At 72.5% G+C, this 25364-nt stretch carries 25 protein-coding genes; 7 read left to right on the top strand and 18 right to left on the bottom strand.

What is annotated here, in order from left to right; genetic code table 11:
• Positions 1–15: 15 nt before the first annotated feature.
• From AB0B85_RS15320 to AB0B85_RS15330, 3 genes are all read right to left on the bottom strand, one after another.
• Positions 16–1521 carry a HAMP domain-containing sensor histidine kinase gene (locus tag AB0B85_RS15320; protein WP_357407555.1) on the bottom strand — a complete coding sequence of 502 codons (1506 nt, stop codon included), beginning with the start codon at positions 1519–1521 and terminating at the stop codon, positions 16–18.
• Positions 1499–2245: a response regulator transcription factor gene (locus AB0B85_RS15325; protein ID WP_357407557.1), complete on the bottom strand. Its 747-nt coding sequence runs from the start codon at positions 2243–2245 to the stop codon at positions 1499–1501. Before AB0B85_RS15325 ends, AB0B85_RS15320 begins: the two co-directional genes overlap by 23 nt.
• A 113-nt stretch (positions 2246–2358) precedes the next feature.
• Complete coding sequence (locus AB0B85_RS15330; RefSeq protein ID WP_357407559.1) at positions 2359–2589, bottom strand: hypothetical protein; 231 nt, start codon at positions 2587–2589, stop codon at positions 2359–2361.
• 198 nt (positions 2590–2787) lie between these two features.
• Here AB0B85_RS15330 and AB0B85_RS15335 point away from each other — a divergent pair, with 198 nt between their 5' ends.
• The 3 genes from AB0B85_RS15335 (at position 2788) to AB0B85_RS15345 (ending at position 5388) form a co-directional block, all read left to right on the top strand.
• Positions 2788–3735 (top strand): serine/threonine-protein kinase, encoded by a 948-nt coding sequence (locus AB0B85_RS15335; RefSeq protein ID WP_357407561.1) that lies wholly within the window; start codon positions 2788–2790, stop codon positions 3733–3735.
• Between the two features lie 70 nt (positions 3736–3805).
• Positions 3806–4231 carry an OsmC family protein gene (locus AB0B85_RS15340; RefSeq protein ID WP_355033508.1) on the top strand — a complete coding sequence of 142 codons (426 nt, stop codon included), beginning with the start codon at positions 3806–3808 and terminating at the stop codon, positions 4229–4231.
• 302 nt (positions 4232–4533) lie between these two features.
• Positions 4534–5388, top strand: coding sequence for a hypothetical protein (locus AB0B85_RS15345; protein WP_357407563.1), 855 nt, complete (start codon positions 4534–4536; stop codon positions 5386–5388).
• A gap of 55 nt (positions 5389–5443) precedes the next feature.
• Here the strand turns inward: AB0B85_RS15345 and AB0B85_RS15350 are convergent, their stop codons facing one another.
• From AB0B85_RS15350 to AB0B85_RS15365, 4 genes are all read right to left on the bottom strand, one after another.
• Positions 5444–5890, bottom strand: coding sequence for a response regulator (locus AB0B85_RS15350; protein WP_145782537.1), 447 nt, complete (start codon positions 5888–5890; stop codon positions 5444–5446).
• Between the two features lie 69 nt (positions 5891–5959).
• Positions 5960–6307, bottom strand: a complete 348-nt coding sequence (locus tag AB0B85_RS15355) for an STAS domain-containing protein (protein ID WP_357407566.1) — start codon at positions 6305–6307, stop codon at positions 5960–5962.
• 115 nt (positions 6308–6422) lie between these two features.
• Positions 6423–7460 (bottom strand): cobalamin-dependent protein, encoded by a 1038-nt coding sequence (locus AB0B85_RS15360; protein WP_357407568.1) that lies wholly within the window; start codon positions 7458–7460, stop codon positions 6423–6425.
• Positions 7457–9238, bottom strand: coding sequence for a SpoIIE family protein phosphatase (locus AB0B85_RS15365; RefSeq protein ID WP_357407570.1), 1782 nt, complete (start codon positions 9236–9238; stop codon positions 7457–7459). Before AB0B85_RS15365 ends, AB0B85_RS15360 begins: the two co-directional genes overlap by 4 nt.
• Before the next feature lie 209 nt (positions 9239–9447).
• On the opposite strand from AB0B85_RS15365, the gene AB0B85_RS15370 reads away from it, so the two are divergent.
• Positions 9448–9780, top strand: coding sequence for an STAS domain-containing protein (locus AB0B85_RS15370; protein WP_357407572.1), 333 nt, complete (start codon positions 9448–9450; stop codon positions 9778–9780).
• Between the two features lie 68 nt (positions 9781–9848).
• Here the strand turns inward: AB0B85_RS15370 and AB0B85_RS15375 are convergent, their stop codons facing one another.
• Complete coding sequence (locus AB0B85_RS15375; RefSeq protein WP_357407574.1) at positions 9849–10163, bottom strand: hypothetical protein; 315 nt, start codon at positions 10161–10163, stop codon at positions 9849–9851.
• 201 nt (positions 10164–10364) lie between these two features.
• Here AB0B85_RS15375 and AB0B85_RS15380 point away from each other — a divergent pair, with 201 nt between their 5' ends.
• The 3 genes from AB0B85_RS15380 to AB0B85_RS15390 all read left to right on the top strand — a co-directional run bounded on the left by AB0B85_RS15380 (position 10365) and on the right by AB0B85_RS15390 (position 13444).
• Complete coding sequence (locus tag AB0B85_RS15380) at positions 10365–11342, top strand: DUF2267 domain-containing protein (RefSeq protein ID WP_357407576.1); 978 nt, start codon at positions 10365–10367, stop codon at positions 11340–11342.
• A gap of 115 nt (positions 11343–11457) precedes the next feature.
• Complete coding sequence (locus AB0B85_RS15385) at positions 11458–12246, top strand: fused MFS/spermidine synthase (protein WP_357407578.1); 789 nt, start codon at positions 11458–11460, stop codon at positions 12244–12246.
• A 103-nt stretch (positions 12247–12349) separates the two neighbouring features.
• Positions 12350–13444, top strand: coding sequence for an AI-2E family transporter (locus AB0B85_RS15390; protein ID WP_357407579.1), 1095 nt, complete (start codon positions 12350–12352; stop codon positions 13442–13444).
• A gap of 100 nt (positions 13445–13544) precedes the next feature.
• Here the strand turns inward: AB0B85_RS15390 and AB0B85_RS15395 are convergent, their stop codons facing one another.
• The 10 genes from AB0B85_RS15395 to AB0B85_RS15440 form a co-directional block, all read right to left on the bottom strand.
• Complete coding sequence (locus tag AB0B85_RS15395) at positions 13545–14846, bottom strand: NAD(P)/FAD-dependent oxidoreductase (RefSeq protein WP_357407581.1); 1302 nt, start codon at positions 14844–14846, stop codon at positions 13545–13547.
• A 113-nt stretch (positions 14847–14959) separates the two neighbouring features.
• Positions 14960–15283 carry a CU044_2847 family protein gene (locus AB0B85_RS15400; protein ID WP_357407584.1) on the bottom strand — a complete coding sequence of 108 codons (324 nt, stop codon included), beginning with the start codon at positions 15281–15283 and terminating at the stop codon, positions 14960–14962.
• A gap of 3 nt (positions 15284–15286) precedes the next feature.
• Positions 15287–16699: an ABC transporter substrate-binding protein gene (locus AB0B85_RS15405; protein ID WP_357407586.1), complete on the bottom strand. Its 1413-nt coding sequence runs from the start codon at positions 16697–16699 to the stop codon at positions 15287–15289.
• Positions 16696–17823: a hypothetical protein gene (locus AB0B85_RS15410; RefSeq protein WP_357407588.1), complete on the bottom strand. Its 1128-nt coding sequence runs from the start codon at positions 17821–17823 to the stop codon at positions 16696–16698. The genes AB0B85_RS15405 and AB0B85_RS15410 overlap by 4 nt, the downstream gene beginning before the upstream one ends.
• The gene (locus tag AB0B85_RS15415; protein ID WP_357407590.1) at positions 17820–19247 is read right to left on the bottom strand and encodes a vWA domain-containing protein; all 1428 of its coding nucleotides are present in this window, start codon (positions 19245–19247) and stop codon (positions 17820–17822) included. The genes AB0B85_RS15410 and AB0B85_RS15415 overlap by 4 nt, the downstream gene beginning before the upstream one ends.
• A 30-nt stretch (positions 19248–19277) precedes the next feature.
• Complete coding sequence (locus tag AB0B85_RS15420; RefSeq protein ID WP_357407592.1) at positions 19278–21551, bottom strand: tetratricopeptide repeat protein; 2274 nt, start codon at positions 21549–21551, stop codon at positions 19278–19280.
• Positions 21548–23224, bottom strand: coding sequence for a serine protease (locus AB0B85_RS15425; protein ID WP_357407656.1), 1677 nt, complete (start codon positions 23222–23224; stop codon positions 21548–21550). Before AB0B85_RS15425 ends, AB0B85_RS15420 begins: the two co-directional genes overlap by 4 nt.
• An 89-nt stretch (positions 23225–23313) precedes the next feature.
• A complete protein-coding gene (locus AB0B85_RS15430) occupies positions 23314–23871 on the bottom strand; it encodes a GNAT family protein (protein WP_357407594.1) in 558 nt (185 codons plus the stop codon).
• 89 nt (positions 23872–23960) lie between these two features.
• Positions 23961–24686 (bottom strand): VOC family protein, encoded by a 726-nt coding sequence (locus AB0B85_RS15435; protein ID WP_357407596.1) that lies wholly within the window; start codon positions 24684–24686, stop codon positions 23961–23963.
• A 160-nt stretch (positions 24687–24846) separates the two neighbouring features.
• Positions 24847–25260, bottom strand: coding sequence for a hypothetical protein (locus AB0B85_RS15440; protein ID WP_357407598.1), 414 nt, complete (start codon positions 25258–25260; stop codon positions 24847–24849).
• Between the last annotated feature and the right edge of the window lie 104 nt (positions 25261–25364).

Raw genomic sequence — 25364 nt, forward strand, 5'->3', positions numbered from 1 at the left:
GACGCCGTGCGCCGACTATGTGTCAGCTGTGGGATTCGGCAACCGGACGGTGAAGACGGTCCGCCCTGGGCGGCTTTCCACAGCGACAGTGCCGTGGTGGGCCTCCACGACGGCCGCCACGATCGCCAGACCGAGGCCGGTGCTGCCGTGCGCCCTGGACCGGGAGCTGTCGCCGCGCGCGAACCGCTCGAACAGCTCCGGTTGCAACTCCGCCGGCACCCCGGGCCCGTCGTCGGCGACGGTGAGCACGGCGCTGCCCGCGTCGAGGGCGAGTGTGGTGGTGACGGTGCTGCCGGGTGGGGTGTGCACCCGGGCGTTGACCAGCAGGTTCGCCACCACCTGGTGCAGCCGCGCGGCGTCGCCGGGCACCCGGATCGCCACCTCGGGCAGGCCGAGCTGCCAGCGGTGGTCGGGGCCGGCGACGTGCGCGTCGCTCACCGCGTCCACCACCAGGGCGGTCAGGTCGACCGGGTCGACAGCGAGCGGCCGGCCGGTGTCGAGGCGGGCCAGCAGCAGCAGGTCGTCGACGAGGCTGGTCATCCGGGTGCTCTCCGACTCCACCCGGCGCAGCGCGTGCGCCACGTCGGCGGGAACCTCGTCGCGGCCACGGCGGGCCAGCTCCGCGTAGCCGCGGATCGCCGCCAGCGGCGTGCGCAGCTCGTGGCTGGCGTCGGCGACGAACTGGCGTACCCGGGTCTCGCTGGCCTGCCGGGCGCTCAGCGCGTCGGCGACGTGGCCGAGCATCCGGTTCAGCGCCGCGCCGACCTGGCCGACCTCGGTACGCGGGTCGGTGTCCGCGGCCGGGACCCGGACGGCGAGCGCCACCTCCCCACGGTCCAGGGGCAGCTCGGTGACGCGGGTGGCGGTGGCGGCCACCCGGTTGAGTGGTCGCAGGGTCGCCCGCACGATCAACGCACCGGCGGCGCCGGCGATGACCAGCCCGACGGCGGCCACCCCCACCTGCGCGGCGACCAGCGCCCAGACGGTGTCCTGGACGCCGGAGAGCGGGACCGCGACGACGCGTACCCGACCGTCCCAGTACTGGCGGGCCACGGCCCGGTAGTCACCGCGATCGCCGAGGTCGACGGTGCGCGGTCTGGCGTCGACTGGCAGCTCCGCCAGCGCGGCGACCTCCCCCACCGGCACGGACTGCTCGTCGGGGAACGGATCGGCGCCGGAAGCGCTGGTGGTCAGGGTCCGGGCGGCGGTCACCCGGCCCTCGGCGATCTCGGCGACCACCGCGCCGGACGGCAACCCGGGTGGGATGCCCGGTCCGTTGCCGGGAAAGGCCGGCCGTCCCGGCCGGTCGCCCCGCATCGCCGTCGCGGGGGCCAGCTGGGCGTCGAGCCGGTCGATCAGGAAGTGCCGCAGCGCCACAGTGGTCAGGCCACCGATCGCGACGCTGACCACCGCCAGCAGCGCGAGCAGGGCGAACACCAGTCGGGTACGCAGGGAGCGGCCGGCCAGCCAGCGGCGGGCGGCGCGCAGCCCTCGGCGCTCACTCGGCGGGTTTGAGGACATAGCCCGCGCCGCGCAGCGTGTGGATCATCGGCGCCCGACCGGCGTCGATCTTCTTGCGCAGGTACGAGATGTACAGCTCCACCACGTTGGCCTGGCCGCCGAAGTCGTAGTGCCACACCCGGTCGAGGATCTGCGCCTTGCTGAGCACCCGGCGCGGGTTGCGCATCAGGTAGCGCAGCAGCTCGAACTCGGTGGCGGTGAGGGTGATCGGGTGGCCGTCGCGGCGTACCTCGTGGCTGTCCTCGTCGAGGCTGAGGTCACCGACGGTGAGCACCGCGTCCTCCCGGGTGGCGACGGCGAAGCCGGAGCGGCGCAGCAACGCGCGCAGTCGGGCGATCACCTCCTCCAGGCTGAACGGCTTGGTCACGTAGTCGTCGCCGCCGACGGTCAGCCCGGCGATGCGCTCCTCGACGGCGTCGCGGGCGGTCAGGAAGAGCACCGGCACTGTGGGAGCGTGCTCGCGCAGCCGGCGCAGCACCTGGAAACCGTCCAGGTCGGGCAGCATCACGTCGAGGATCACGGCGTCCGGCCGGAACTCCCGGGCGGCGCTCAACGCCGCCATGCCGTTGCCGGCGCTGCGGACCTGCCAGCCCTCGTAGCGCAGTGCCATCGACAGCAGGTCGGTGAGTGTCGCCTCGTCGTCGACCACCAGCACCCGGACCGGTTCGCCGTCGGGGCGACGCAGCTCGATCCGGCTCGGCGCGGCCGGCCCGTTCGTGATCATGGGCCCCATCGTGGCCGCGACGTCTGTGCCCCGCCCCTGCGGGAGCTGTGAGCCGGCTGTGCGGCCGGGCCGACGGGACGCCGGCGTCGCCACCGGTCAGCCCCGCCTCGTGGTCACTCGGACACCCCGTACGCGTCGGTGCGCACGAACCGCATGCGCCAACCGCCCGTGTCGTCGGGGCTGTCGCGTTCGTAGAGGTGGTCGGGGCCGGGCTGCACCGGCCCGGTGCCGTCCGGGTGCCGCATGATCCAGCGCGGTGGTGGGGCGCCGTCCGACCCGCTCGGCAGCAGGCGGACCAGACCGTCCGCCGGCCCGCCGACGAAGCGTACGGTGACCTCGCCCATCGCGGCGCCCCCTCGGGTGAGCGTGCCGGCACGATCAGTGACGCGGCTCTGGCTCGCAAGCTACCGCACCCGCCGCCGTCGGCGCAGCGCGCTGCGCGCGCAGGCCGCCCCGAAAGCCGCTTCGGTTTGCCCAGCTCGGCGGTCGGGTACCGCGACCGGAGCACCCGCCGTCGGCGGAGCGAGGGCGAGGAGCGGTCGATGCGCACACTGGACGGGCGGTACCAGCTCGAGCAGCGCATCGGCGTGGGTGGGATGTCCGAGGTGTGGCGGGCACACGACCAGGTGCTCGACCGGCCGGTCGCGGTGAAGCTCATTCTTCCCGGTTCCGACGACCAGGACGGCCCGGTGGACCGGATCCGCGCGGAGGCCCGGTCGGCCGCCCGCCTGGTGCACCCGAACGTGGCGAGCGTGCACGACTTCGGCACCGCCTCGACCTGGCCGGGCCGGCCGATGCCCTACATCGTGATGGAGCTGGCCGAGGGCGAGACGCTCGCCGCGCACCTGCGGACCGGGCCGCTGGACTGGCGGATCGCCGTCCGGGTCTGCGCCGAGGTCGCCGCCGCGCTGGCCGCCGCGCACGCCGAGGGCATCGTGCACCGCGACGTCAAACCCGCGAACGTCATGCTGACCCCGTCCGGCGTGAAGGTGCTCGACTTCGGCATCGCCGTCCCGGCCGGGGCACCCGATCCGACGCCGGCCGGGATGGTGTTGGGCACCCCGGCGTACCTCGCGCCCGAGCAGTTGGAGCGGGCACCGGCCACCCCGGCCGCCGACATGTACGCCCTCGGCGTGCTGCTCTACTACTGCCTCACCGCCCGGTTGCCGTACCACGCGGCCACCATCAACGAACTGCTCGGTGTACGCCGCTGCCAGCCACCGGAGCCGCTGCCCGAGATCGACGGGATGCCGCCGGAGGTGGCCGAGCTGTGCCACGCCTGCCTGGCCGACGATCCGGCCGGGCGGCCGAGCAGCATGGTGGCGGCGCTGCTGCTGGCCGAGGCCGTGGACGCCCGGGTGTACGTGCCGATGATGATCCCGACGCCCAGCCGGCCGGTGCCGACGTCGGCGTGGACCGAACGGGCCGCCGCCGAGGCGACCGAGGCGGTGGTCCTGCTCGACCAGGCGGAGGGGGCCGCCGGGCGCTGACCGGTGGCACAGCCGCGTTTCGGCGGCCGGCGGCCGGGTAGCCGACCTGCCGAGGGACGGGAGAAACGCGATGCCGGATCAGAGTTCCTGGCTGCGTGAGGCCACCGCGACCGCCGAGGGCGGTCACGTACGCACCGACGATGGCGGGCTCTCCACCCCGCTGGCCTCGCCACTGGCGGCGCACTGCACGGGGCTGAGACCAGAGCAGTTGCTGGCCGCGGCCTTCGCCTCCTGCCTGCACCACGCGGCGGTGGAGGCGGCCGGGGAGATCACCGACGAGGCACACACGGTGCAGGTGCGGGCGGAGGCGAAGCTGGGCCGCGACGACGACGGTCTCTACCGGGCCGACGTGCACGCCTCGATCTCGTCGGCCGGCCTGAGCCGCGACCAACTGGCCGATCTGGTGGAGTACGCGGACCGGCTCTGGCCGTTCTCCAGCGGCGACGCGAGCCGGCATCGGCTCACCGTCACGCCGGCGGAGAACGGTCGGCACTGAGGTCGAAGCCCAACCGGCCATCGGCAGATCGTGCTCGAAGGTGCGCCGACGGATGGGCGGTCCAGCTGAGGTGGCGTCGGCTGTTCGGATGATCGCCGGGCCGGAGCCTGAGGCGCGGCCGGTGGGTGGCCGTGGAGACCTTATCGGCCTGCCAATCGCAAATGCCGGTCTGGCCCGATGCGCGAGGTTGATTGGTCTTGCACCACCTTCGCCCCCTGGAATCCCCAAGATCGGGACAAATTGTGGCGCAGGCCACCGTACCGACGGGCGATATCGAGCAATTGGGTCTTTAGCCTCGTCAGGTGCATCCCGACGACCCCTCCGACCAGAAGCTGACCGACGCGTGTCCGACCACCTGGTCGGGCGACGTCGCCTCAACCGAACGGACGATCGGCCGGCACCGCGTCCCCGAATCGCCCCGGCGTCCCCTGCTGGGCTCGACCCCGATCCGGGTAGCCCTGGCCACCGGCGTCACCTGCTGCCTCAGCCTCGTCGCCGTCGCCACCGCCCGGGGCAACGTGGACGACCCGGCCCGGCCGGTGGAGCCGCTCGCCGAGGCGATCGCCGAGCGCGCCACCGTCGCCGACGAGCGCGCCTCCCGGTCGCTCGACCGCGAGCTCGCTCCCCCGCGGGTCCTGCCCAGCCCCACGGCGACGCCCACCCCCGCACCCACCGTCGCCCGCAAGCAGGCACCCAAGAAGCCGGTCAAGCCGCGCCGCCCCCGACCGGTCGCCGGCCTCGACCAGGCCCAGATGGACAACGCGAAGATCATCGTGGACGTCGGGCGGGACATGAAGATGCCGCGCCGCGCCCTGGTGGTGGCCCTGGCCACCGCCATGCAGGAGAGCAACCTCTACAACCTGGCCAGCGACGTGCTGCCCGAGTCGGCCGACTACCCGAACCAGGGCAGCGGCTCCGACCACGACTCGCTCGGGTTGTTCCAGCAGCGACCCAGCAGCGGCTGGGGCACGGTGGCCGAACTGATGCGCCCCTCGTACGCCGCACGGGCCTTCTACAGCGCACTCAACGAGATCCCCGGCTGGCAGGACATGAGCGTCACCGCCGCCGCCCAGGCCGTGCAGATCTCCGCCTACCCCGACGCGTACGCCCAGCACGAGGAGCGGGCGACCACCGTCGCGGCGGCGCTGACCACCTGAGAGCGACCGCGCGGGGCGGCGGCTAGACGGCCGCCGCCCCGGCGGTGTGGATGCCTCAGACGCGCTTGGGCAGCACGACCACCCGGCCGAAGAACTCGTCGATGCGGCGAACCACGTCGTTGAAGTCGTCCAGGTCGATCGGCTTGGTCACGTACGCGTTGGCCTGCAGGGTGTAACTGCCGACGATGTCGGTGTCCGCGTTGGAGGTGGTCAGCACCACGATCGGGATGGTCCGCAGGTCCTCGTCCTGCTTGACCGCACCGAGCACCTGCCGGCCGTCCATCCGGGGCATGTTCAGGTCCAGCAGGATCACGTCCGGGCGGCGGGCCTGCTGGTGCCGGCCCTCGGCGCGGAGAAACTCCATCGCCTCCTCGCCGTCGCTGACCACGTCGATGACCTTGTCGACGTCGGAGTCCGCCAACGCCTCCTCGATCATCAGTACGTCACCGGGGTCGTCGTCGACCACCAGGATGCGTACCGGCTGCGGGCTGTCTGCGCCCATCACTAACCTGCCTCGGGTCGGCGGTAACGGGACCTGACGGTCACCGCGCTGGCGGGGAAATCTAGCCCATCAGAGGGCGGTGTGGGACGCGGGGTCGACCGATTCCGGCTCGTAGCGCAACACGTCGGCCAGACCTGTCATCCGCAACACCCGGTCGACGCGGCCGGTGGCGCCGACCAGCCGCAGCCAGCCGCCGTCGGCCGCGGCCTCATTATCCCCCCTGACGAACACGGCCATCCCTGTCGAATCGCAGAAGGTGAGGTCGGTGAGGTCGAGCAGCACCCGGGACTCACCAGCGGCCCTGAGGCGATCGATCTCGGCGGTCAACTGGGGAGACGTGCCCATGTCCAGCTCACCCGCCAGACGCAGGCAGGCGCCACCACCGTCGCGTTCGACGTAGCTGACGCTGAACGTCACCGTTCTCCCCCTTGCTCCACCAACCGGTGGGACATTTGCAGTGCGGCAAGTATACGCAGGGTCGCCCCGAGAACCGCAGGGCGCGGTGATCGACAGCGGCGGAAACCGGGGTTGCTCAGCGCACCCCGTCGGCGAGCGCGACGCGCCCCAGGGCCACCATCCGCTCCGCCCGGGGGAAGTCACGCAACGCGACAGCGTAGTGCTCCAGGGACCGGTCCACAGCCGCCGCCGGCACCCCGCGACTGGCCAGGATCCCCGACAGCCACGCGACGAACTCGGTGAACAACGAGGCGTCGTCGACGTAGACCGCCGCGGCCAGGAAATCCACAACGTGACCCAGGTCGCTGACTGTGGAGTCGAGCTGACTGGCGGTGTAGGTGCGCGTCACCGGCACCCGCTCCCGCAGGTCGGCCAGCGCGCTGTCGATCAGCTCGCCACGACGCCGCACCAGGCTTGCGTACTCGTCGTCGGCCAGGTGCTCCAGCCGGGCCGGCGGCACCCGCCGCAACGCCCGCTCGTCGGAGATCAGCTCAGCCGCCGACGGCGCGTCCGGCGCCCAGGCCACCCCGAGCCGACGCGCCCACCGGCCGTCCGCACCGAACCCGCGCCCACCCACCACCACAGGTACGTCCGACCGGCGGCAGGCCTCGATCATCCGATGGGCGTGCGGCAGCCGCATCGGCAGCGCGCACGCCAACGCGACAGCGTGCGCGTCATAACGGTGCAGGTACGACACGAGGTGAGCCGCCGGCACACTGGCCCCCAGGAACGTCACCTGCCAGCCGCGCAACCGCAGCACCTCGGCCACCAGCCGGGGCGGCAACGCGTGCCACTCGCCGTCCATGCACGCGACGACGACCCGCCCGCCGCTCGGGCGCGGGTTGGCGTGCGTGGCGACCGCCGCCACCACCCGTTCGCTGACATGGGTGGCCGCGTGCTCCTGGGCGACGCTCCACTCGTTGCGCGCCCACCGCTCCCCCACCTCGGTCTGGGCGGGCGCGACCAGGTCCAGCAGCACCCGCTCCGCCGGCACGCCCGCGTCGAGCAGCGCGATGGCCATGTCGACAGCGGCGTCCTCGTCGGCGTCGGTGAGGCAGTCCAGGTAGCCGATGTACGCGTCGCTCGGGATGACGGCCGCGGTGGCGGCGGTCACGCGTCGATCTCCCCGGGCGGATCGGTGCGCAGCGGTGCGGGCACCGAGTGCAGATGCCGCGGCGTACGCCCACCCGGGCCGGCCGCCCGCAACGCCAACACCGCGATGTCGTCGTGATCGCCCTGCGCCAGCCAGTCGCAGGTCACCTGCTCGACCCGCTCGGCCAGGGCCGGCGCCGGCATCCGTTGGCAGTCGGTCACCGCGGCGACAAGCCGTTCGGTGCCGAACTGCTCGTTGCCCCGGCGGCCACCACGGGCCTCGGTCACCCCGTCGCTGTAGAGCAGGCAGGTCTCGCCCGCTGCCAGCCGGACGGTCACCTCGCCGACCCGAGGGTCGGGCACCACGCCGATCAGCATGCCGCGCAGTGGCACCGACTCCACCTCGCCGGAGGCGCGCAGCACAAGTGGCGGCAGATGCCCACCGCCGGCCATGGTGAGGGTGAGGCCACCGTCGCGGTGCGGACGGGCCACGCCGAGCACGATCGTGGCGAAACGGCCCTGGCCGTGCGCCTGGGTCGTCTCCAGCAACGCGTCGTTGAGCAGCCGCAGCAACCGCCCGGGGTGCGACTCCAACCGGTGCAGCGCCTGCAGGCACTGGCGCAACTGGCCGGTGAAGACGGCCGCCTCGACCCCCTTGCCGGACACGTCGCCGAGAAAGAACACCGAGCCGCCGTCGGCGAGCCGGTGCGAGCCGTAGAAGTCGCCACCGATGCGAAGCCCCGCCTGCGCGGGCCGGTACGCGGTGCCCCACTGCACGCCCACCGCCTCGGCTGGCTCGACCGGCAACAGGCTGCCCTGAAGAGTGTCGGCGACCTCCGTCTGGTCGCGGTAGAGCAACGCGGTGGTCATCGCGGCGCCGGCACGGGCCGCGAACGCCCGGATCAGCTCCGCGTCGGCCTCGTCGTAGGCGTCGGGGGCGCGACGGGCGACCAGCAGCACCCCCACCGGTGCGTCCCGGCCCGGCAGCGGAACGACCCGGACGGCAGTCTCGGAGCCGGCGAGCGCGGGCAACCAACCGGCGTCGACCGCCTGCTCGACCAGCCAGTCCACGGCGTGTGGCTCGACCCCGGTCAGCCCGTCGGCGATGGCGGCCGGCAGCGCGCCGCCGGTCAACACCCCGTTGTCCACCTCGGCGGGGGTGCCCGCGGCCCGCCACCAGCGGGCCCGGCCGGCACGTGGCGCGAGCACCAGCACGGCCACCTCGGCCAGAGTCGGCACGGCGAGTCGGACGATCGCGGCGGCGGCCCGGGCCGGGTGCAGCGGGTTGCCGAGCTTGTCACCGACGACGGCCAGGAAGGCCGAGCGGGCCCGCTCGGCGAGCAGCGCGTCGGCGCGGCCGACGCTGTCGGTGACGTCCTCGACGTACCAGCAGCAGCGGGCGCCGGAGAGGGGCACCTGGCGGGCGGTCAGTCGGCGTCCGCGATAGGTGAAGCCGCCGGTGTGGCCGTCGCTCAGGCCGGGCACACCGGCGGCGCTGAGCAGCTCGCCGGGGGTCACCCCGGGCAGCAGTCGCTGGGCCACCGGGCTGACGTGCCGGACGACGCCGTCGGCGTCGCAGACCACCAGGCCCTCACGGAGGTGCTCGACGACCTCGAACCAGTCGGACGCGGCGGCGTCGCGGTCGAGAATGATCGGCGGTACGCCCGCGGCGGGGCGGGGCGACGGGGCGGTGGTGGGCCGGGGTGACATGCCGGTGCCCCACGCCGCAGGCTGTGTCGTGCTCGGCGTGAAGATCCGTCCGTCGCCCGGGTCCCTGTCCCTGACGTCGGAAGCAGTCACCAGCTGAGCCTCACTCCTTGTCGTCCACCCGAACCCCTACCGGAACCGGCGTCTGTGGTCCAAACTCTCCAGCCCACCCTACGCCGGACGGCGCGAAGCGGCATCTCAGCGCCGGTGGCGAGGTGCCTCAACGGGCAGCTGGGCGGCGGCGCGCGGGCGGTCGCCGGGCCTCGATTTGCATTCGTGCACACGGCTGAGAACATTGTGGGATGTCCGACCAGCTGTTGACCATCGAGACCACTCGGCTCGACGCCGGGCACGTCCGACTGCGGCTGACTGGCGAACTCGACTACGCCTCCGCGCCCGAGCTGATCGCCGCCGCCGCCGAAGTCCGCGGCGACCAGCAGGTGCTGATGGACCTGACCGGCGTGAGCCTCTGCGACTCCTCCGGGCTCAGCGCGCTGCTGGTGGTGCACCACGCCGCCGGATCGATGCGGCTGACCGGGGCCGGTCCGCAGCTGCAACGGATGCTTGACCGCACCGGTCTGTCCGAGTTGCTGACCGTGGAGCACGCCGACGCCGACCTGCGCGCGATCGGCTGAACGGCCGCCACCGGGCAGCCGGGGTGGCCCCCGACCCTGGGACCTGGGGTCGGGGGCCGGAGGAATGTCTAGGGTGTCGTCATCGGCTGGAGTCGAGGTCCGTTCTCGCGCAGCTCGCCCGTCGGCGGCGGATCGACGTCCTCGGGTTCCCCCGAATCAGGCGTCTGGTACAGATAGCGGACGAACTGCCCACCCGCCTCGTTGTCGTCCGCGCCGGGCCACTGGCCGATGCAGTCCATCCCGACAACTTCCCGGCCGGTCCCGTCGGCCTCCTCAAGCAGCGCCCACAGGCTCACCGGGTAACACCTGGTGACCTCGGGGGTGAGCTGCCAGCGGGCGTACCAGCCGCGCCGGGCGGGAACGATCTCGACGATCTGCTTCATGACGACCTTCCTTCCGCGTACCTCGGAAGAACTTCGGTCCTGCGCCGATCGTGCGTGCCGGGTGGGTGAGCACCCCTCACCCCCGCCGGATGAAGCGTCCCGGACACCGGGCCGACCCGCCCGGCGGCGTCCGTTTCGGCGCCCAAGGCGGCGGGAACGCGGCTGTCACAGCCCACGATCCCCAGCGGAAGGGGTGCCACCATGCGCAAGCAGATGGAGGGCGACAACCAGCGGCGTCGGGCGCTGGCCCGGCAGGCCCGCGAACAGGGTCGCCAGCCCAGCGAGTTCGGTGCCAGTCTGAGCGCTTCCAAGCAGCTCACGAGCCTCGACGCGGGCAAGCGGACCGGCCCACCGGCGGCCGGACCGCACAAGCCGGACAGCACGCGCGGCGGGCCGGCACCGCCGCAGGTCGGCAGCGCCGACAATCCGCGGCCGCAGCCGTCCCCGCCGACCGGCACTGCCGGAGTCAGCAGCCTGGGCTACCACGATCTGGTCGACGAGGTCCGGCGTCGGGCCGGGGTCGACTTCAAGACGGCCAAGGTGGGCACCGAGGCGACGGTGCTGGTCCTCGCCTTCGCCCTGGAGGCCGCCGAACGGCAACGCCTGCTCGCGGCGGTGCCGGCGTCGCTGCACGACGTGCTGCCGGTCGACGGCATCGAGCGACACCGTGACCTGCCCGGCTTCCTGGCCGAGGTGGGCCGGATCAGCGGCAACACCCCCGAGCAGGCCCGGTACCAGGCGGAGGCGACGATCGCCGCGCTCGCCGCGCAGGACGGCGACCTGGTCGAGTCGTTGCACGTACCCGACGGGTTGCGGGACCTGCTGAACCCACCGGAGGCCGGCGGCGGCCTGGTGGGCGCCTCCACCACCACGCCCACCCTGGAGCCGGACGAGATCGACGCGGCGCTGGACGATCTGCCCTACTGGACCGGCGACAGTCAGGGTCTGCACCGGGTGGTCGCGTTGCCGCCGGACAACCTGGACCGGGTGCTCGACCGGCTCGACCGGATGCGCCAGGACAGCGGGCGCGGCCCGAGCATCGGACGGCCGGGAGACACCGCCGCCGTGCTGACCGTGCGAACCAGTCAGGCCGACGGGGTGACAGCGCTCGACGTGGACCTCGCCCACCAGATCGATGACGCGATCGACGAGGTCGGGGCCGGGATGGCCGGCGGCTGACCAGCCGTGGCGACACCGACCGGCCGGCGGAGGCGGAACATCGCTCTCCGCCGGCCGGTCGGCCGTGCCGGGCCACCCACCGACTGCGGCGTGGGCCTGAACTAGCGTGCCGGTCATGAACCACGCTGCCGACCGGCTGGAGTTGGTCGCCGACCCGGTCCGGCGAACCGGGCGGACCCTCCTGTCCGCCGGGGTCGAGCAGTCGTACGTGGACGTCGAGGATCCCCGGTACCTGCACTTCGAGTACGTCCGGCGGATCGCCTCGGCGGTGCGGTCGGCCGCCCCGGCGGGCATCCCGCTGAGCGTTCTGCACCTGGGCGGTGGCGCGCTGACGGTGCCCCGCTGGCTGGCCGCCACCCGGCCCGGTTCCCCGCAACGGGTCGTCGAGCACGACCCGGCGGTGGTCGAGCTGGTGGCCCGGGAGTTGCCGCCGCTGCCGCCGCAGGTGCGGGTGGAGGTCGCCGATGCCCGGGAGTCGCTCACCACCACGCCGGCCGGCTGCTACGACCTGGTGATCGCCGACATCTACCGGGCCGCCCGGATGCCCCCGCACGTGCGCACCGTCGAGTTCGCCGCCGAGGTGGCCCGCACCCTGCGCCCCGACGGGATGTTCCTGGTGAACGTCACGGACCTGCCGCCGCTTGTCGCCACCCGGGTGCAGGTGGCCACGGTGCGGGCGGTGTTCGCCGACGTCTGCGTGCTCGGCGACCGGCGGATGCTGCGTGGCCGCCGGTACGGCAACCTCGTGTTGGCCGCGACATCCCGACCCGGCGGGCTGCCGGTCGGCCGGCTCGCGGTGTCGGCAGTGCGTGACCCGGTGCCGGGCGGCCTGCTGCACGGCGCCACGCTCGACACGTTCGTCGCCGGCGCCCAGCCGCGCACCGACGCCGACGAGCGCCGCTGAGCGGCACGGCCCGTAGGTCCGTCGGTCCACCCGGGCGGGCCAGCGCGGCCGTCGCGTCCGCAATGCCGGGTTTCCGACGGCGAGCGCGGGGAAGGCGCGGCGGATGAGCAACACCGACGACCGGGTGACCGCCCGCCGGACCCTGATCGTGATCGGTCTGGTGCTCGCTACCGCGCTCGCGCTCGCCCTCGGGTACGCGACCCGCCGGGTGCTGGTCTGGGCGGTGGTCGCCGCGTTCTTCGCCGTGGCGCTCAAACCCCTCGTCGACAGGGTGCAACGCCGTCTCGTACGGCGGCGGTCGCTGGCCACGCTGCTGGTGTTCCTCGTCGCGTTCGTGCTGCTGGCGATCCTGGCCGCGCTGATCCTGGTGCCGTTGTCCGGGGAGCTGGCCCGGTTCGCCGACCGGGCGCCGGGGCTGCTGCACGATGCCCGCGCCGGCCAGGGCCCGCTGGGGCAGCTGCTGGAGCGCACCGGCGCGCGGCGGTACGTCAGCGAGCACTCCGACCAACTCCGTGACCTCGGCACCCGACTGCGGCAACCAGCGGTGGGCGTGCTGCGCGGCGTCGTCGAGACCGTCGCCGGGCTGGTCACCGTCATCGTGCTGGCGTACCTCATGGTGCTGGAGGCACCGCGGATCACCAGCGGCCTGGTCGCGGTGGCCGGGGACGGTCAGGGTGAGCGGCTGCGCCGGGTGGGCCGGGAGGTGTCGCGCACCGTCACCGGCTACCTCACCGGCAACCTGTTGATAAGCGTCGTGTGCGGGGTGTTGACCTTCGTGGTGCTTGCCGTCACCGGCGTGCCGTTCGCGGCAGTGATCGCCCTGCTGGTGGCGGTGGCCGACCTGATACCGCTTGTCGGTGCGACGCTCGGCGCGGTGGTCGCGGCCGGGGCCGGTTTCCTGCACTCCCCCACCGCCGGGGTGGTGGTGCTGATCTTCTTCGTGGTCTACCAGCAGGTCGAGAACCACCTGCTCCAACCGCTCATCCTGTCCTGGGCGGTCCGGCTCAACCCGTTGACCGTGCTGGTCAGCGTGCTGCTCGCGGCGGAGCTGGCCGGCCTGCTGGGCGCGCTGCTGGCCATCCCCGCCGCCGGCATCACGCAGACCCTGCTGCGCGAGTACGGCCCGCGCCGGCTGCGGCCCGCGCCGCCGGCCGGTCCGGGTACGCGGCGGCCGATCGACCCCGCCCCGCAGGGCTGACCGGCCAGCGCGGGCGCGGCCCGCTCAACGGGTGCGGGACGCTCAGCGGGTGCGGAACGCTCAGCGGATGCGGAACGCTCAGCGGATGCGGCCCGCTCGCTCAGCGGCCTCGGGACGCGACCTCGGGCGTGGTGCTCTCCAACGGCACCGCGTTCGCCGGGACCAGCCCCAACTGGACCGCCGAGCGGGTGAGCGCGGCGTCGAGCACCCAGTCGGCGCCGACCCGGGTGCGGTTGCCCGGCATCGCCATCAGGTGGTATGCCCGGGTGACCGTCTTGGCCGGCAACCCGGCCAGGTTGACCTGCAACGGGTTCGCCGCCGCGTCCTTGCCCCCCAGGTCGACGACCCAGCCCAGGTCGTGGTGCTTGTACGGCTTGCGCCGGCCGAAGCCGTACGACGCGGCGATGTTGTGCGCCGCGCGCTTGCCCTGGCGCTGCGCGTGCTGCGCCGTCATCCCGCAGATCTTTCCGGGGTTCACCAGATCGGGCACCGCGGCGGCGTCGCCGCAGGCGAACACCTCCGGGTAGCCGGGGACGTTGAGGAACTCGTCGACGACCAGCCGCCCCCGGTCGGTGCGCAGGCCCAGCTCGTTGACGAACGGGTCGGGGCGCACCCCCACACACCACACCAGGGTGCAGGTCGGCACGTACTCACCGTCGGTGAGCTTCACCCCGTCGCAGGTCGCCTCCGCCACTGACGTGCCCATCCGGACGTCCACCCCACGGCGGTTGAGCACCCGGTGCGAGGTGTTCGACATCCGCTCGTCCATCTCCGGCAGCACCCGCTGGGCCACGTCGAGCAGCATCCACCGCGGCCGGACCGTGAGCCGGGGCCGCTGGGCGTGCAGCGCGTCGGTGAACAACTGCCCGTGCGCGGCGACCTCGGTGCCCGTGTAACCCGCCCCGACCACCACGAACGTAGAGCGGGCCTGCTGCTCGGCCGGGTCCTCGGCCTGCTCGGCCAGCTCAACCTGCCGGACGATGTGATCGTGCAGGTAGACAGCCTCGGGCAGGCCACGGAAGCCGTGCGCGTACTCGGTCACCCCCGGGATGGGCAGCAGCTTGTTGACGCTGCCCACGGCGAGAATCAGCCGGTCGTACGCCAGGCGGTTCTTCTCCCCCTCGGGCTGGGTGAAGCCGACCCAGCGGTTCTGCAGGTCGACGTGGTCCGCCTCGCCGATCACCACGCGGACGCCCTTGAGCGTCCCGGTCAGGGGCACCGCGATCCGTTTGGGCTCGACCACCCCGGCGGCCACCTCGGGCAGCAACGGGAGGTAGAGGAAGTAGTCGGTGGAGTTCAGCACCACGATCTCGGCCCGGTCCCGGGCGATCCGGCTCAGCGTCTTCGCCGCGTGGTAACCGGCGAACCCGGCCCCCACGATCACCACACGAGGTTTCGTCATTGCGGGCCGTTTCCCGTCGGAGCCCGGGACAAACGTCCCGCGCGCCAGCGCCCGTCGGCTGGGCTGGAGCCGGACGAGCCGGCTGCGGCCCACCACGAGCGCGGCGCGTACGCCTACGGGGTCGGTGGCCGCTGCCAGCGCACCGTCACCGTCAACTGACCCTGGACGCCGGTCCGGGCGATCACCGCGCCGGCCTCAGCGGTCAACTGCACCCCGAAGGTGATCTCGACTTCGTCCGGACGGTGAGCCATCGACTGGAACTGCCCGAGTGCGGCGGAGGCGGCGTCACGGACCTCCGAGAGCGCCCTGTCGAACGTCGCCCGCGCCTCACGGACCACCTTTCCGGCGTTGCCGGCTGGCGCGACACCGCCCCGACCGTCGACCTCGACCACCACCGAGCCGCCACCGTCCAGATCGAATCTGCGCAGTTCCGTCATCGTTCAGGTCCCCTCTTTCGCAGCCGGCACGCAGCTGAGATCCATCCAGTCGGACTCGGGCACCTTCGCCCGGAGGGCGTCAAGCTCGGCAAGCAGACTGTCCAGGCGGCTGCGATCCTTCAGGTAGACCATCACCGCCCGCTCGAACGCCGTGGCCATCACCGCCGGCAGCAGGTCCGACCCGTCCCAACACAGGGTGGCGGTACGCAGTCGCTGCGCGACCGCCCTGGTGACCGGGTCCTTGTACTCCTCCAGTGGTGTCGTCCGCCGACTGAAGGCCACCTCGGCGGCTGTGTCGCGCCGGGCCTTCTGGGCCGCCTCCCCGGCGAGGTATTTCATCAGTTGCCCGGCCGGCCCGGTGTCCCGGAACATCGCCGCGACGTCGTCGGAGACCTCCTGCAGCGACGAGTTGGCCAGCTTGTCGGCCGGCGCCGGTGTCGGAAAGAAGCTGAACGCCGGGCTTGGCGATGTGGCGACGTGTTTCCGGTATTCGCGGATCGCGAAGGAACCCTGGTGGTCCAGGTGACACCTCCGCGCGGCGGTTGACCCAGGTGGCGTCCCGTCCGCCGGCGTCTCGTCCGCCAACAGGCCCTTCGCGGCCATCTTCAAGGTGGTGTAGAGGCTGGCCAGGTCAGTGCCCGGCGACGAGGCGTCGAGCAACTCCCCCCAGGTCGTCCAGGAGCTCTTGACCTCGTCCGACGTCCAGGCAAGCTTGCCGCTTGTCCAACTCTGGTAGGTGTCCTGGCCGAAGTGGTGCAACAGGATGTCCTCGATCCAGTCGGTGCCCGGCCAACCGGACACCGGTTGCGAACTCATCGCGAGGCACCAGCGCACCTGCTGGTCACCGGCGCGACGCTTGGTCTGCGCGACAAGTTCCGGCCAGGTCCGCGGTGGCTGCGGACCGAACGTGGCCAACTGGGCCGGGTCGTACCAGACCACGCTCTTCAGGTGGGTGGCCATCGCCACCCCGTAGGCCACCGTGGGGCCGTCCGAACCGGACTTGGGGGCCAGCTTGATCAGTTGCGGTGCCGCGTCGGCCCCGAGCACGTTGGTCAGCGGCACCAGCCGGCCGGCATTGACGTACTGCTGTAGGTCGTTGAGGCGCGGTAGGACCACGACGTCGGGCGGTCGACCTCGCTCGATCGCCACCTGGAGCACCTGGCTGACATCCCGGTGCCCCTCGTAGCGGGTCTTCACGCGAGGCGTCTTTCCGGGATCCTTTTCGGACGCCTCTTCGGAGTATTCTTCGAACTTCTTCAGTACCGCCTCGAACTCCGCCTGTTCCTCATCGGTCCAGGGCCCGAAAATCGTCACCTCCGACACCGGCTCGGCTGAGCACCCGTTCAGCGCGACACCGGCGAGCAGCACCGTGACCAGCACCACCGCCGCACGGGCCGGCCAGCCATATTCCCTCATGTTGATTGATCTCCATATTCGGCCAGGCGGGCACGAAAGCCCGCCAGCACCAACACCGTGATGCCGAGCGCGAGCAGCGGCAGGGCGAACTCGACCGAGCGGCTGTCGGCCGCGTCGCGGGCATGAGCCTTGATGGCGGCGTCGGCCTCGGCATCCCCCGGCAGCGAAGACCCGGACGAAGCCACAGACGGCGACGGCGACGGCGACGGGAATGAGAGGCGCAGCTCCCCGATGCTGTCCTCGCAGCCGATCTGACACTGCGTCTGCACCTCGACCACGAGGCCGTTGGCGGCCCGGAAGCCCACGTCACTGATCTGCCACTGCCGACTCTTGTGCACCGACTCGACGTCCCCGCGGGTCCGGTCCAGCCGGCCCGCCGAGCAGAGGCTCAGCGCGGTGCCGGCCCCCATCCCGACCACCGCGACCGTGGCGAGCAACAGGGGGACGTTCACCGCCCGGCGGAAGCGGCGGGTCAGATACACCTGCGCGCACACCAACAGCACACCGAGCGCTGCCAACGGCAGCAACCAGACGACAGCGGTGTGCCCGTCCGTCCAGCGGTTGTACGCCTGGTCGTCAAAGGCGAGCAGTTGCTTGCCCCGGAGCCGTTCGATTCGGACCAGGATGTCGTCCAACAGGCTCGCCGCGTCCCGGAGCAGGGCCGCCCCGAGCGCCTGCAACCCGGCTTCGCGGAAGCGCGCGTCGGCCTGGCCGATCAGCCCGGTGTACGTGACCAGCAGCGCCTCGATCGTCTGGATGTCCCGGGTGCCGGCGTCGCCGGCCGCGTTGTTCTCCGCCAGCAGGGTGAGGAACTGGCCGGCCGCGGCGATCTGACGCTGGAAATCCACCCCGGGGCCGCCGACGCCGAGGACGACGCCACCCTCGCCGACATGGTCCACCGCCGCGAGGTGCGCGTTGCGCAGCGCGTCCTGCGCGTCGTAACTGGCCAGGATCGCCGGCACCGACCGCTCCTCCGCGACGTCGGCGTTTCCGGCGACACCGAGCACGACCGCCAGGCTGGTCGCCAGGGTGACCGCCGTGAACCCGAGCAGCCACCCGCGCAGGCGGACGAGGGTCTGCCGGGTGGTGCTGACCCGCGGGGGCGTACGCGCGTCGGCCGTCATGCCCGTACTCTCGCCGAGGGATCGTCAGTGAACGGTGTGCCACAGTTCTCACACCGTTGCGCGCCGGCCGGCGAACTCTCCAGACAGGCGCCGCAGATCTTCTCCGCGACCGCCGGGCCCCGGGGCACCGGTGGGTGCGTCGGGTTACGCACCGAGCCGACGATGCTGACCTTGATGTCGGTCTGGCTGAGATCTTCCTTGAGCCGGACGAGACCGCCGGGCTCGATGTCCACCAGATGCCTCAGTTGCGCCAGGGCGGCCTCGTCCCGGGCGGCGGTCGCCAGCGCCACCGCCTCGGCCCACTGCGCGTGTGCCTCGACCCGGTCCCCCCGGTCGTACGCGTCGCAGCCGGCGTTGATGGCCCGCCGGACGTCCTCCTGCCCGGTCAGCTGGGAGACACTGAGGTCGATCCGGGCCGACTTGGCCATGTCGACAGTCCAGTTCACCAGGACGGTCGCGGCGGTGGCCCGCAGGTCCCCGTCGACCACCAGGTCGACCCGGGCGGCCAACCGGTCCTGCTCCAGGATGTCGTCCGGCGCCTCGACCCGGAGGAAGAGGTGGAAATCCCGACGCTCCGCACCCCACGACCCGGTGGCGAACTCCCACGTCCGCTCGTCGACCCGGTCGGCGTACCCGGTCAGGTCCTGGATGGTGGGGCTGCTCTGTTTGAAGAAGACCAGTTCCGCGTACGGCATTGTGCGCAGCCGGATCCGGACGTCCGGCAACAGCTTGGTGAGCGCGGCGAGGACGGACTCCCGGAAACTGGCGGCCAGGTCGCCGGGCCGCCGTACCGCCTCGGCGGTGCCGTGCAGCGCGGCGGCGATCCGGAGCAGGTCCGCCGGGTGCCACCCTTCCCCGATGCCCCGCGGGTCGCAGACGAACCGACCGGCGCAGCTGCGCGGCACGCGCGCCAACTCCTCCTCGGTCTCGTGTTCGTTGATCCCGTCGGTGAGCAGCAGCACGTGGTTGATCGTCGGCGCGGAGGACGGGAGCAGGTCCCGGGCGGCCTCAAGCCAACTGCCCATCGCCGTCCCGCCGCTGGCGCTGAGGCGTACGACAGCGGCGCTGGCCTCCTTGCGGGTGACCGGCGAGGCGGCCGCGAGCGTCCGGGTCGCCGGGTACACCACCTTGGCCTCGTGGGTGCCCTGGATCACCGCGAACCGGACCCCGTCCGGCAGCACGCTGATGGCCGCGGCGGCGGCCTGCTGCGCCGCGGCCATCTTGGTCGGCGGGTCGGCCATCGACCCGGAGCAGTCGATCACCAGCACCTCGACCAGCCGGGAGGGATCCGTTCGCACCGGCGGGTCGGCACCGGCCGACGCCTTCTGCCCGGTCACCGAGAGGACCGCGTGCATCTCCCGACCGCCCACGGGCAGGAATTTGTTCTGGTTGACTTCCAGGTCGAACTGCATCGCGGTATCCACCGGTTCACGCTCCGTTCCGGGTCGGGTCGGTCACCATCGGGTGCGGGGTCGGACGGCGTTCGCCCGGTCGATGAGCAGGTCGTGGGCCGCCCGACGGGCGTCGGTGCGACCGGGCAGCCGGAAGCGGCGCGAGCCCGCCGCCACCGGTTCGGGCAGCTCGGCGTGTCGGGCCTGCTGGCCCAGCGCCCGGTAGGACCGCTCCAGCAACGCGCGAATGGCGCGTTCGGTCGGCGGCTCACCCAGCACCGGGCCACCAGCCAGGTCGGCGGTGTCGCCGGCCCGGATCAGGTCGAGGGCCATCTCCCGGATCGCAGTGGTCAGCCGGTCGCGCGCCTCGCCGTCGAGGTCCAGCGCGGCCAGCCGGTGGACGGCCTGGTTGAGCTCGCCGACGGTGGGCGGGCCACCGGGCAACCGGGACGACAGCACCCGCACCGCGGCGATCCGCGCCGCGTCGTGGTGCCGGGAGAGCGCCGGCACCTCGTCGAGGACGGCGACAGCCCCGGCCCGGTCGGTCGCGGCCAGGCGGAGTCGGGCCAGCCCGAAGGCGGCGCTGGCCTGGAAGGGATCTCGCTGCCAGACGGCTGCGTAGTAGCGGGCCGCCCGGACGTGGTCGCCGCCTCGCTCGGCGCAGTAGCCGAGGGCGAGCTTCGGAGCGACCTCTCCCGGGATGTCGCTGTAGACCTCGTCGAACCGCTGCCCCGCCTCGTCGACCCGGTCGGCGGTGAGCGCGAGCAGCCCGCGGTGCCAGGCGATCCGCCAGTCGACATCGGCGCGGGTGCCGATCAGCAGCTCCGCGCTGGCCAGCCTCGCGGCGGCCGGTTCGGGGTCGGCCAGGGCGAGGTGCGCCCGGCACCTGCTCAGCTCGATCTCCACGGACGTCTGCTCGACCATGGCGAGCTCACCCAGCAGGGCGTGGGCGTCCGACGCGTCGACAGTGCGGAGCACGTCGACGGCGGGGTCGTCGGGGTCGGGTCGGGGCACCGCCAGGCCACGGGCCACGTCGACGCAGGCGGGCCGGCCGTCGTCCAGCAGGGTGCCGTCACCCGCGTCGATCCAGGTACGCAGGGGTAGCACCAGACCGAGCCCGGCGTCCAGTAACCGGGCGGACGGTTGGAAGAGCGAGATCGGCTCGGGTTGACGCCGGTCCGGCTGGCCGGCCAGGATCTCCCGCAACACCCCGAGGAGCTGCTCGGACATTTCGGTGGCGGAGGCGAACCGCCGGTCCCAGTCCGGCCGGACCGCTCGGGCGACGAGCCGGTTGAACGACTCGATGCCGAGGGCGTCCGGGGCCGCGCCCGGAGTGTCCGGGCCAGGTGTGCGGGACCGGTACAACTCCTCAAGCGTGCGACCGAGGGCGAACAGGTCGGAACGCTCGGTCGGCCCCCGGGTCTGGTACTCGGTAGTGCTTACCGAGAAGTCGGCGGAGTGGACGATCCCCTCGGTCCCGCTGTCGGCCTTGCGGACCCCGCCCAGGTCGATCACCTTGATCCGGTCGGCGGTGCGCATCACGTTGTCGGGCTTCATGTCGGTGTAGAGCAGCCCCCGCGCGTGCAGGTAGTCAAGCGCGGCGAGGATCTCGTGACCGTAGGCGAGGATGTGGTCGATCGGCAGCGAGACATCCGGCTGTCGGGGGTCCTTGGCGGCGACCTGCAACCGGCGCAGCGACATCCCGTCGAGGTAGTCCATCACGATGTAGCCGGTCGGGCCGGCGACCGGGTCGTCGTGGGTGGCGAAGTCGATGCTGCGGACGATGTTCGGGTGGTCCAGCGCGTTGAGGAACCGTCGCTCCTCGACGGCGGCCTTGAGGGAGGCCTCGTCGGCGGCGTGCAGCACACCCTTGAGCGCGACATCAACGTGGTCGTTGTGGGTGTCGTGGGCGAGGTAGACCCACCCCTGGCCGCCCCGGGCCACACAGCGGACCACCTGGTAGCGGTCGGCGACGACGTCGCCGGCGCGCAGGCCGGGCAGGAAGTTGAACGGTGTCGGGGTCGGGCAGTAGGGGCAGAAGCCGCTGTCCCGACCCGGTCGACCGCCCCGGCTCCGGCCCACCGGGTGGCCGCTGGGGCAGAAACGGAACTCGTCGGGCACCCGCAGCGGTGCGCCGCTTGTGGCGTCCGGGGAGAAGGTCAGCACCGGCAGGGAGACGAGACTGGCCACCGTCCAGACGTCCCGACCTGTCGACCGGGACGGGGGCACGGCCGGCGTGCTGCTGTCGGTGCCGAGCGGCGCCAGGCCGCAGACGTCACAGAACCCGGTCTCGTCGACGGTGCCGGCGCAGCCCGGCCAGTTGCACTGTGTGGTCACGACCCGTCCCCTCCGCGTCGGCCGTCAACCTGGTGCGAGACCGCCTCGGTGTAGCGGCGGACCGCCTGCTCGGCGGCGACCAGGTCGCACGGCGCGGTCAGCAGCAGGTCGTGAGCGCGGCGGTATACCGTGCCGAGCGCCGGATCCTCGGCGAGCCGGTGCTGCACCGCCATCGCGCGATAGGCGCCCAGCCGACCGTGCAGCTCGGACCAGAGATCCTCCCGGGCCACGATCTCCCGGCGAACCGACTCTGCCGCACCGAGCGCCCGGTCGGTGGCCCGCTCGGTCGAGGCGAGCAGGGCGGCCAGGGTGTCGCCGTCGGTGCTGGTGGCAGCCGCCCGCAGCTTGGTCAGCTGGATGCGCAACTCGGTCGCCCTGGGCTGGAGTCGGGGCACATCGGTGAGCACGCTGGCTGCTCTGCGGTACGCCCGGCGGGCGGCCTCCTCGGTGGCCTGGAGGCTGGCGACACGGCTCGCCAGCAGCGTGGTGCGCAGCGCGATCGACTCGCCGCGAAAGGTCAACAGCATCCGCAGGTCCCGGGTGGGCGCCTGGTCGACAAGCGGCAGCACCACCTCGGACAGCAGCGTCTCGGGCTCGGCGGCCTCGTCGATGTTGTTGATGATGATCGAGCGAGGCGTCGTCTCGGCGGCCCGGTCGCGGCCCGTGGCCGGGCTCGGGGCGTCCGCCTCGCCGGCCCAGTCGGCGATCCGCCGGGACACGTCCTTGGTGCTCCGGTCGGTCGCGTCCAGGGCGAGGTCGATGCTGCCGATCGGCGGAGCGTCCGGAACGTCGTCCGGGTTTATCGACGGCCGCAGCTCCCGGCTGGAGAGCACCGCTGCCTGCCGTACCGCCGCCGCGACGTCGGACTCGCTGTGGTCGATGACGATGACGAGCACGTGGTCGGCCGAGACGCGACCGAAGAAACCCGCGAGCTGCCGGAGAACCCGCTGGTTCGCCGGCGTGGCGGCGGCTGATCGGAAGCTCGGGTCGACCGAGGATTCGCCGGGCACCTGGGCGCGCAGCCGCGGGAGGCGGCCCAGAATCGTCTCGACCGGGATCATCCACGACAGACCGCTGCCCGGATCGGTGCCGCCGGCCACGTCCTGGTCGCGGTCACCGGACCGGTACGTGCTGACCACCATCCCGACGACGTGCCCGGTCTGCGCGTCGACCACCGCCGAGCCACTGAATCCCGGGCTGACCTGCGGACCGGTGGTCGCCGAGAGCATCTGGACGCGTTCCCGTCCCGCCCCGGACCGACCGGTGAGCCGGGCCTCGACGTAGACGCCGTGTTCCAGGGTTTCCGGAAAGCCGTACATGATGACGCGGCGGTCCCAGGTGCCCCGCATGCGGCGCAGTGGCGCGAACGGGCCCTGCGGCGCTGGTTCTGCCAACTCGAGCAGCGCGATGTCGTCCCGCCCGTCAGGGGTGGGCGGCCACCAGCAGCCGGGCACGACCCGGGCCGGGACCGTCCGGCCGCCCGGTTGGCCGATCAGGTCGACAAGGACCGGCCAGGCCGGCTCGGCGCTGGCGGCGTCGGTGTCGCCGCCCGCCCCGACGACATGGGCGCAGGTCAGGACGTGACGGTCATCCAGCGCCATCCCGGCGCCCAGCACCTCGCCGCGCTCGGCACGGACACGGACCGGCCAGGGCTCGTTGCCGACGCTGACCATCACCTCGCTGAGGGTAATCGAGACGGATCATATCCGTTGACCGCCGTCACTGCTTATGGGGCTTTTGCACCTTTTGTGGATCTTCACTGTCAATGATGTGACGTGGCCTCACCGCCATCCGGCGGCCCACCGGGTGCGGTGATCGCCCAGCGCTCGTGGTCACGCCAAGCGCCGTCGATGAACAGGTAGTCCCGGGAGAAGCCCTCCAGGCGGAACCCGAGCTTGCGGGCCACCCGGCGGGACGGTTCGTTGCCCGGCTGGATGTTCGCCTCCAACCGGTGCAGGCCGACACTGTGGAACGCGTGGTCGATCACCAGCGCCACCCCCGCCGAGGCGTGCCCGGTCCCGCTGTACGGCAGGAACGCCGCATACCCCAGGTAGCCACCGCGCAGCGCGCCGAGCACGATGCCGCTGATGTTCACGTAGCCGGCGATCTCGCCGCTGGCCCGGTCACAGATCAGGTAACCGGCACTGTCCCGGCGACGGATCCGCCTCAGGTAGCTGTCGTACTCCTCGGGGCTGGCCGGCGCGACCAACCACGGGTGGTGCAGGTCCCGACTGCGCCGCGCGGCGGCGACGAACTCGTCGACGTCGGTGGACCGGGGCCGCCGGATCGCGGCGGGACCACCGGCACGCAGGTATCTCACGGCCGACCACTCTGACCGACCGGTGCCCCTTTTGTCCAACCCGCGCTTGACCTGACGCGCTGATGCTCGGCCCCTCCCCGCGGGGGCCGCTAGCGGGGCGTCCGGAGCCAGAACTCGCCGCCGTCCGGATCGGCCATCAACACCCGCCCGCCGGAACCGTCGGGATCGGCGTCGACGAGGGTCGCGCCGAGCGACAGCAGACGGTCGATCTCTGCCTGCCGGTCGACGTCGACTCCCGCGGCGACGTCGAGTCGGACCCGGTCCCGGCCCCCGTTCGGCATGTACGGCGGACCACCCCAGGAGATCTTCGTACCGCCACGCGGTGACTGGATCGCGGTCTCCTCGTCCTGGTCCCAGACCAGCGGCCACCCCAGCGCCGCGCTCCAGAAGTAGCCGACCTTCGGCGACCCGTCGCAGGCGAGCGCGCCGATCGGCCCGGTGTCGGCGAGGAAGTTGTTGCCCGGCCCGATCACGTCGAACTCGTTGCCCTCGGGGTCGGCGAGCACGACGTGGTCGTCGGTCGGGTCCTGGCCGATGTCGATGTGCCGTCCGCCGAGCTCAAGCGCCCTGGCCACCGACCGCTGCTGGTCCTCGAGCGAACTGCTGGTCAGGTCGAAGTGCATCCGGTTCTGGACGACCTTCGGCTGCTCCTGCGGGACGAAGCGGATCCGGAAGTCGGGGTCGCCGATGGGCAGGAGGAGGACGCCGCCGTGTGGATCGTCGACGATCTCCCGGCCGAGGAACCCGGACCAGAACCGCGCGAGTCGCAGCGGCTCGCGTGCGTCGAAGCTGATCGCGAACAGTTCTGCGGTCATCGCGTCACCATCTCCCCTCCGACCGGACACCGCGCCGGTCGTTTGGGGCGGAAGCCTAGGAGTGCGCCGGGCCATCCGCACCCGAGTTTTCCGGGCGGCGGCAGGCCGCCGCTGAGTGCGCGCTCAGCGGACGGGATAGGCCGCGGCGGTGCGGGTGTCGTCACCGTCGCACCACTGGGACGAACCAGCGCATCAGCCAGGGGGTGAGTACGACGAGGGCGACGGCCAGGGCGGTGATGACCGCCTGCCCGATCCGGCCCGCGGTGACGCCGGCCGCCGGGTCCAGCACGTAGTTGGCGTACCAGTTGGCCGCCGCGTCGGTCACCAGCACCGCGCAGCCCAGCGCCAGCCCGACCGCCCGGCGCGCCGCCAGGAGCAGCGCGGCCACCGGATCCCACAGCGTCAGCGAGGTGAAGTAGACAGTGAGCCACCCCGGCAGGTCGAGCGGCGGCCCGAGCTCCGGTACGAGCAACTGGGCCACGTGCACCACTGTGCCGTACGCGAAGACCAGCACGGCGGCGGCCACGACCAGGCGGACCGCGAGCGGCGTACCGCGCCAACGACCGGCGCTCATCCGGCCAGGGGACGACTCGGGAGAGCCGGTCGAGGAAGATCGGCCGGCAGAGTCACGACGATTGGCCACACCACAGCAGTATCGGGTCGGCCCGCAAGCGCCAT

Origin of the sequence: Micromonospora sp. NPDC049044, from assembly GCF_040649215.1 — a bacterium.
Classification (GTDB): domain Bacteria; phylum Actinomycetota; class Actinomycetes; order Mycobacteriales; family Micromonosporaceae; genus Micromonospora.